Raw genomic sequence first — 8508 nt, forward strand, 5'->3', positions numbered from 1 at the left:
GCCGCGGAGCACGACGCCACCGGCGCCGTGCCGGCCGCCGGGCTCGAGGTCGCCGCACGCGCCGGCCTCCTCACCGCCACCGTCGGGACGCAGTACGCCGGCCCCGGGCTCGGCCCGCTCGAGACGGTGCGCATCCTCACGGCTCTCGGAGAGGGCGACCCGTCGGTCGCCCTGATCGCCGCGAACACCCTCATGGCCCATGCCGGCCAGGCGCTGCACGCGCACTGGCCCGAGGCCTACTACGCCGACGTGCTGCGCCGCTCGGCCGAGGGCGCCGCGCCGATCAACGCCATCCGCGCCGAGCCCGAGCTCGGGGCGCCGGCCCGTGGCGGACTGCCGTCGACGACCGCGACCCGCACGGCGACCGGCTGGAGGCTCAACGGCCACAAGGCCTACGCCACCGGAGGGACGGCGCTGGCCTATCACGTCGTCTGGGCCGTCGCCAACGAGCCCGACGGCGACCCGGACGCTCCCCGCGTGGGCCACGTCATCGTCCCTGCCGACCTGCCCGGCATCACCTGGGTCGAGACCTGGGACCACCTCGGGCTGCGCGCCTCCAACACCCACGACGTGATCTACGAGGACGTCGAGCTGCCGCTCGAGGCGTTCACCGAGATCCCCCGCGGGGCCGACGGCGTCTACCGCGACCCGGCCTCGATGGCCGCCGGTCCGGGCAGCTTCGGCCACCCCGCGCTCTACGTCGGCGTGGCCCGGGCGGCCCGCCAGGCGTTCGCCGACTTCGCCCGCGAGCGGGTGCCGGCCGCCCTGGGCCGCCCGATCGCCGAGACCGAGCGGATCCAGGTCGTCGCCGGCGAGATCGACCTCCTCATCGCCCAGGCGGAGACGCTGATCCAGGGCGCGATCCTGCGCCTCGAGCGCGGGGACACCTCCGTCGGACCGCAGCTCTCCGTCCTCAAGGCCGCCGTGGCCCGCTCGGTGATCACCGCCGTGCAGACCGCGGTCTCAGCTCTCGGGAACCCGGCGCTCTCCCGGCACCACGCCCTCGAGCGCCATCTGCGCGACGTCCTCTGCGTGCGGGTCCACCCGCCCCAGGAGGACACCGCGCTCCTCGCCGCCGGTCGCAGGGTCCTCGGGGTCTGACCCTCCGGCCGACGGCACCACCCACCCACCACCCACCCTCACCTGTCGACGACGACAGGGGAAACTCGCAAAGGGAACCTTGATGAACCTCCGAAAGACCGCCCTCGCGGCCGTAGCAGCGACGACTGTGCTCTCCCTCGCCGCCTGCGGCAGCGACTCGTCCGGAGCCTCCGGATCCGGCAAGGACGGCGGCCAGATCACCTTCCTCATCGACTCCCTCGGGGCGAGCTGGGTGCCGAACTCGGCCTCGTTCTCCAGCTTCCAGGGCAACGTCTTCGACCAGATCTACGACAAGCTCGTCTACGTCAGCGACAAGGGCGAGGCCTCGCCCTGGATCGCGGAGTCGTGGGAGAACAACGACGACTACACGCAGTTCACGCTGCACCTGAAGTCGGGCGTGACCTTCTCCGACGGCGAGAAGCTCGACGCCGCCGCCGTGGTCGCCAATCTCGACTACTGGGCCAAGGGCCAGGCCGACAAGGGCATCGCGGCCATCGGCCTCTTCCCGAAGACCTACACCAGCGCCACCGCGGTCGACGACACCACGGTCCAGGTGAACTTCAGCGCCCCGACCCTCGGCTTCATCCCCACCCTCGGGTACGCCGGCTCCGCGCTGTACGCGCCGAAGGCGCTCGAGGGCACGGCGGAGGACCAGGCCGACCTGTCGAAGAACTTCGGCTCGGGCCCCTACGTCGTGAAGTCCTGGAAGGCCGACGACTCGGTCGTGCTGACCAAGCGCAACGACTACGCGTGGGGCCCCGAGGCCTCGGGCAACACGGGCGCCGCCCACATCGACACGATCACCTACAAGATCAACGCCGACCCGGCGGTCCGCACCGCGGCGGTCCAGTCGGACCAGGCGCAGGTGGCCTACAACCCGACGCCGCAGCAGATCACCGACCTGAAGTCGCAGGGCTTCGAGGTCTACACGCCGGTCTACATCGGCTTCGTCTACGGCTGGTCGCTCAACACCAAGACCGACATCTTCAAGGACGTCAAGGTCCGCCAGGCGGTGCAGCACGGCATCGACCGGGACGAGATCATCAAGACGGTCTACACCGACGACTGGAAGGCCGCGACGTCGTTCTTCAACGACACCGTCCCGGGCGTGGCCGACGAGAGCGACACCTTCGACTACGACGCCGACGAGTCGGCGAAGCTGCTCGCCGACGCCGGCTACACCAAGGGCGCGGACGGCATCCTGGAGAAGGACGGCAAGGCGCTGGAGCTGACGCTCTACGCCAACCCCTACCTCGGCACCTCCAAGCAGGTCGACCAGCTGATCGCGACCCAGCTCGGCAAGCTCGGGATCAAGGTCAACGTCCAGGCCTACGACGTCATCACGTACGGCGAGAAGGTGAAGATCCTGGCCGACAACGTGGCCGCCTACGAGACCACCCGGTCCTTCGGCGACGCCTCGACCGCCGCGAACGTGCTCACGGACAAGGGCGAGAACTGGTTCAACGTCGGCAGCTCCGACACCACGCTGAACACGCTCCGGGACAAGATCATCACGGCGACCGACCCCGACCAGCGGAACACCGACCTGGCGGAGCTGCAGAAGTACGTCCTCGAGCAGGCGTACTTCATCCCGATCACGCAGCTGGTCCAGCGACCGATCCTGGCCTCGTCCAAGCTCGACGGGCTGGTCCAGGACTCGACCGCCTTCACCCGGTTCGCCAACGCCAGCATCGGCGACTGACGGACCACCGAGCGGAAGACATGCGATGAGGGACTCCTACGGCATCTACGTGCTGAAGCGGATCGGGCAGGCGATCCTCGTGATCCTGCTCGCCTACGTGGCCACCTTCCTGGTGATCAGTGTTCTCCCGGGCGACCCGGTGTCGGCACGGCTCAACGACCCTGAGAGCGGCTTCTCGGCCGACCAGGTCGAGAGCATCGTGGCGTACTACAAGCTCGACCAGAACATCTTCGTGCAGCTGTGGGAGTCCCTCTCGCGCTTCCTCACCGGCAACCTCGGGCTGTCGCTGCGGACCAACCTCCCGGTGGCGGGGATGCTCGGCGACGTCGCCAAGTCCACCCTGCTGCTGGCCGGGACGGCCCTGGTGGTCGCGCTCGTCCTCGCCTTCCTCATCGGCTACGGCACCTACGCCCTGCCGACGTGGGCCGGGCGCGACCTCCTGCGGGCCTTCCCGGCGCTCTTCCTCTCGATCCCGAACTACGTCATCGGGCTCCTGATCCTCGTCGTCTTCTCCTTCGACCTCGGGCTCTTCTCCGTGATCGACGCCGAGAGCGGCACCGCGACCCTCTTCGCCGCCTTCACGCTCGGCATCCCGGTCTCGGCCCAGCTCGCCGAGGTCGTGATCGCCAACCTCGACCACGAGGCCGGCCAGGAGTACGCGTCGGTCGCGCGGTCGCGCGGCCTCACCCAGTTCAGGCTCTTCGCGCTGCACCTGCTCAAGCCGTCGTCGCTGCCGGTCGTCACCGTGATCGCGCTGATCGTCGGCGAGCTGCTCGGCGGCGCGGTCATCACCGAGCAGATCTTCGGCCGCAACGGCCTCGGCGCCCTGGTGCAGCAGTCGGTGACCCAGCAGGACACGCCGGTCCTCCAGGCGGTCGTGTCGCTGTCGGCGGCGGTCTTCGTGATCGTCAACCTGGTCGCCGACCTGATCTACCCCCTGCTCGACCCGCGGGTCCGGATCGCCGGCAACACGAGGGCCGCCGAGAAGACGCTGCCCGCGCCCGGCCGCTCCCCCGGCCCGTTCACCCCGTCCGCCCTGACCCCCGGAGAGGCGGCCTGACATGTCGGTCTCGGTCATCACCCGCGGCGGCGGATTCGCCCGCCGGCGTACGCTCGCCTCGATCGCGGGCCTGCCCGTCGGGGTCGCGCTGTCCTTCCTGGTCCTCGCCGTCATCGTGCTGTGGTCCCTCTTCCCCGGCCTCTTCGCCCACCAGGACCCCGCGAACGGCGTCACGTCGGAGAAGCTGCTCGGCCCGAGCGCGCAGCACCTCTTCGGCACCGACGACCTGGGCCGCGACCTCTTCTCCCGCGTCGTCCACGGCGCGGCGTCCTCGGTGACCAGCGCCCTCATCGCCGTGGCCATCGGCGTGCTCGTCGGCAGCCTGATCGGCCTGCTCGCCGGCTTCCTCGAGGGCTGGACCGACGTCGTGCTCGCCCGCCTCACCGACGTGCTGCTCGCCATCCCCGGCTTCCTCTTCGCCGTCGTCATCGTCAGCGCGCTGGGCTTCAAGACCGTCAACGCCGCCGTCGCCACCGGCGTCACCGCGATCGCGGTCTTCGCCCGCGTGATGCGAGCCGAGGTGATCAAGGTGCGCAAGGCGACCTTCATCGAGGCGTCGTTCCTCCAGGGCGGGTCGAAGGCGCAGATCCTCTTCTCCCACATCATCCCCAACGCGTCGCGCTCGATCATCCCGCTGGCCGTCCTGCAGTTCGGCCTGGCGATCCTCGTCATCGCCGGTCTCGCCTTCCTCGGGTACGGCGACCCGCCCCCTGCCTCGGACTGGGGCCGCCTCGTGGCCGACGGCGAGCGGTTCCCGTTCGCGCCGTGGCTGATCTACGCCCCCGCGGCCGTCATCGTCGCCACCGTCCTGTCCCTCAACCGCATCAGCCGCTGGCTCCGGAGGACCTCATGACCCGCCCCGATGACGGCGCACACCCCCTTCTGAGCGTCGAGGGCCTCTCGGTCGCCTACGGCCAGACGACGGTGGTGCACGACGTGAGCTTCGCCCTCGAGCAAGGCCGCAGCCTGGCGCTCATCGGCGAGTCGGGCTCGGGCAAGTCGACGATCGCCCGCTCGGTGCTGCGCCTGCTCCCCCGCGACCTCGGCCGCTCAGTCGGCCGGATCCACTTCGAGGGACGGGAGGTGCTCGGCATCCCCGAGCGGCGCTTCCGCCCGCTGCGCGGGCGCGAGCTCGGCTTCGTGCCCCAGGACCCGACCAACTCCCTCAACCACGTCCGCACCATCGGCGCCCAGGCGCGCGAGGCGGTCGACCTGCTCGACTCCTCGCTGTCGCGGGCGCAGAAGCGCGGGATCGTGCTGGACGCGTTCCACCAGGTCGGGCTGCCCGACCCCAAGCGGGTCTTCGAGTCCTACCCGCACCAGCTCTCGGGCGGGATGCTGCAGCGGGTGCTCATCGGCCTGACGATCATCCCTGAGCCGAAGCTGATCGTGGCCGACGAGCCCACCTCCGCGCTCGACGTCACGATCCAGAAGCGGATCCTCGACCTGCTCAGCGGCCTCCAGGCCGCCCGCGGGATCAGCCTGCTCCTCATCACCCACGACCTCGCCATCGCGGCCGACCGGACCGACGAGATCGTCGTGCTCAAGGACGGCCGCGTGCAGGAGTCCGGCCCGACGACGCAGGTGTTCACCAGCCCCGCGTCGGAGTACGCCCGCAAGCTGCACGCCGACGTGCCCTCCCTCAACCCGGAGCGCTACGCCGAGCTGCGCGACCGGCCGCGGATCGAGGTCGGCGCGCGCGGCGGAGACGGCACGGGCACACCGGGCCCGCGGATCGAGTTCCGCGACGTGGTCAAGACGTTCACCGTCGACGGCCACGAGCTGCACGCCGTCAGCGACGCGAGCTTCTCGGTCGCTCCCGGCACCACCCACGCGATCGTCGGCGAGTCCGGCTCGGGCAAGACCACCGCGGTGCGGATGCTGCTCGGCCTCGAGACCCCCACGCACGGCGAGATCCGGGTCGACGGCGAGGTCGTGAGCAACCGCTCGCACGACTCCCTGCGCGACGTACGACGTCACCTGCAGCTCGTCTACCAGAACCCCTTCACCTCGCTGGACGCCACCTGGAAGGTCCGGCGGATCATCCGCGAGCCGCTGGACCGCTACCGGATCGGCACCAAGGCGGAGCGGGAGGAGCGGGTGCTCGAGGCGCTGGCGCAGGTCGGCCTCGCCGAGCACCTGCTCGACCGGCGGCCGACCAACCTCTCGGGCGGCCAGCGGCAGCGCGTCGCGATCGCCCGCGCGCTGGTGCTGCGCCCCGACGTGATCGTGCTGGACGAGCCGACCTCGGCGCTCGACGTGAGCGTCCAGGCCGACATCCTCGACGTGCTCGTGCGGCTGCAGGCCGACCTCGGGCTGACCTACGTCTTCGTCTCCCACGACCTCGCCATCGTGCGCCAGATCGCGCACACCGTGACGGTGATGGCGCGCGGCCGGATCGTCGAGCAGGGGCCGGTGGGGCAGATCCTCGACCGCCCCTACACCGACTACACCCGCGAGCTGATCGCGGCGATCCCCGGACAGACCCTCGCACCCGTCGCCTCGGAGGTCCCGGGGGTCGAGGCGACCGCATGAGCACACCCCAGCCGATTCTGCTCCGCTGCGCTCCGCACCATCGCCCGGGGACCCCGGGAGGACCGCGGCGCGGTCAGACATGAAGCGACTGCTCGAGTCGAGCGCGCACTGGGGCACCTTCCAGGTCGAGGTCGACGCCGACGGCACCGTGCTGGCCGCCCGGCCGCACGCCGACGACCCGGACGCCTCGCCGGCGATCGGCAACGTGGCCTCGGGCCACCGGCACCGCTCGCGCGTGCTGCGCCCGGCCGTCCGGAGGGCCTGGCTGGACCGCGGTCCGGGAGCGGACCCGGCGCGGGGCGAGCACGGCTCGGCGTACGTCGAGGTGGACTGGGACACCGCGCTCGATCTCGTCGCCGGCGAGCTGGACCGGATGCGCACGACGTACGGGAACAGCGCGATCTTCGGCGGCTCCTACGGCTGGAGCAGCGCCGGGCGGCTGCACCACGCGCAGGGGCAGCTGCACCGCTTCCTCAACCGGATCGGCGGCTACACCCGGTCGGTGAGCGACTACAGCCGCGGGGCGAGCATGGTGCTCCTCCCCCACCTCATCGGCCAGGCCGGGATGATGGAGCTGCGGCACGCGCCCGTGTCGTGGGGCCACATCGCCGAGCACACCGACCTCCTCGTGACCTTCGGCGGGCTGCGCCGCTCCAACACCTGGGTGGTGCCGGGCGGGCACGACCGTCACATCGGCACCGGCCACGCCCGCGAGGTCGGGCGCAGCACCCGCGTGGTGTCGCTGACGGCGCAGCGCGACGACAGCTTCGCCGACCTGGGCGCGGAGTGGGTCGGCGTGATGCCCGGCACCGACACCGCGGTGATCCTCGCGCTCCTCCACACCCTCGTCGTCGACGGCCTCGCCGACGAGGAGTTCCTGGCCCGTCACACGGTCGGGGCCGAACGCGTCCGCGCCTACGTCCTCGGGGAGGGCGACGGCGTCGCCAAGACGCCCGAGTGGGCCGCGGCCATCTCGCGGACGCCTGCCGACCGGATCCGCTCGCTGGCCCACGAGATGGCCTCGTCGCGGACGCTGGTCAACGTCGTCTACAGCCTGCAGCGCGGGGAGCGCGGCGAGCAGCCCGTCTTCGCCGCGCTGACGCTGGCCGCCTTCCTCGGCCAGATCGGCCTGCCGGGCGGTGGCTTCGCGCACGGCTTCGGCTCGATGGGCGACTACGGCGTCGGCGTACGCCCGGTGCCGCTGCCGACCTTCCCGCAGGGCGCCAACCCCGTCGGCGACTACATCCCGTGCGCCCGGATCAGCGACCTGCTGCTGCACCCGGGCGAGCCGCTCCCCTTCAACGGGGAGACGCTGACGCTGCCCGACACCCGGCTGGCCTACTGGGCCGGAGGCAACCCCTTCCACCATCACCAGGACCTGCGCCGGCTCCGCTCGGCCCTGGCGCGGCTGGAGACCTTCGTGGTCCACGAGACGCACTGGACCCCAACGGCCAAGCACGCCGACATCGTGCTGCCCGCAGCCTCGACGCTGGAGCGCGAGGACATCGCCGCCGGCGCCGGCGACACCCGGCTGCGCGCCATGCGCCGCGTGAGCGAGCCCTCGGGCGAGGCGCGCGAGGAGCTCTGGATCTACACCGAGCTCGGCCGGCGCCTCGGCGCCGACGTCGCCGAGGGGCTCGACGCCCGCGGCTGGCTGGAGCGGATCTACACCGAGTGGCGCGAGCGGCCGGGCTCCCCCGCCGTCCCGCCCTTCGAGGAGTTCTGGGACAAGGGCGTCCTCGACCTCCCCCACGAGCCGTACGACGCCACCGGCGGCGACAACGGCCCAGCCTTCGCCGCCTTCCGGTCAGACCCCGAGGCGCACCCGCTCAAGACCCCCAGCGGCCGGATCGAGCTGTGGTCCTCCACCCTCGCCGGCTTCGGCCTGCCCGACCTCGGCGGCCACGCGGAGTGGCGCGAGCCCACCCAGTGGTGGGCCTCGCCGCTGGCGGCGGAGTTCGACCTGCACCTGCTGGCCAACCAGCCCTCGCACCGGCTGCACAGCCAGCTCGACATGGGCGACGCCAGCCGGGCCACCAAGGTCGCGGGCCGCGAGCCGATCCGGCTCCACCCGCGCGACGCCGCGGCGCGCGGGCTGGCCGACGGCGAC

Annotated in this window: 6 protein-coding genes; all 6 read left to right on the forward strand. The window is 71.7% G+C overall.

What is annotated here, in order from left to right; all coding sequences use genetic code 11:
• A partial coding sequence (locus QM572_RS06370) for an acyl-CoA dehydrogenase family protein (protein WP_415091210.1) occupies positions 1–1101 on the forward strand: 1101 nt, incomplete at its 5' end.
• A gap of 82 nt (positions 1102–1183) precedes the next feature.
• Positions 1184–2803 carry an ABC transporter substrate-binding protein gene (locus QM572_RS06375; protein ID WP_415091212.1) on the forward strand — a complete coding sequence of 540 codons (1620 nt, stop codon included), beginning with the start codon at positions 1184–1186 and terminating at the stop codon, positions 2801–2803.
• A gap of 25 nt (positions 2804–2828) precedes the next feature.
• Positions 2829–3863, forward strand: coding sequence for an ABC transporter permease (locus QM572_RS06380; RefSeq protein ID WP_415091214.1), 1035 nt, complete (start codon positions 2829–2831; stop codon positions 3861–3863).
• A 1-nt stretch (position 3864) separates the two neighbouring features.
• On the forward strand, positions 3865–4716 hold the full coding sequence (locus tag QM572_RS06385; RefSeq protein ID WP_415091217.1) for an ABC transporter permease: 852 nt from the start codon (positions 3865–3867) through the stop codon (positions 4714–4716).
• A complete protein-coding gene (locus QM572_RS06390) occupies positions 4713–6398 on the forward strand; it encodes a dipeptide ABC transporter ATP-binding protein (RefSeq protein WP_415091219.1) in 1686 nt (561 codons plus the stop codon). Before QM572_RS06385 ends, QM572_RS06390 begins: the two co-directional genes overlap by 4 nt.
• 79 nt (positions 6399–6477) lie before the next feature.
• Positions 6478–8508: molybdopterin-dependent oxidoreductase (locus tag QM572_RS06395; protein ID WP_415091221.1), on the forward strand; the 2031-nt coding region annotated here is incomplete at its 3' end.

It is taken from the genome of Nocardioides sp., assembly GCF_047607365.1.
Taxonomy (GTDB): domain Bacteria; phylum Actinomycetota; class Actinomycetes; order Propionibacteriales; family Nocardioidaceae; genus Nocardioides.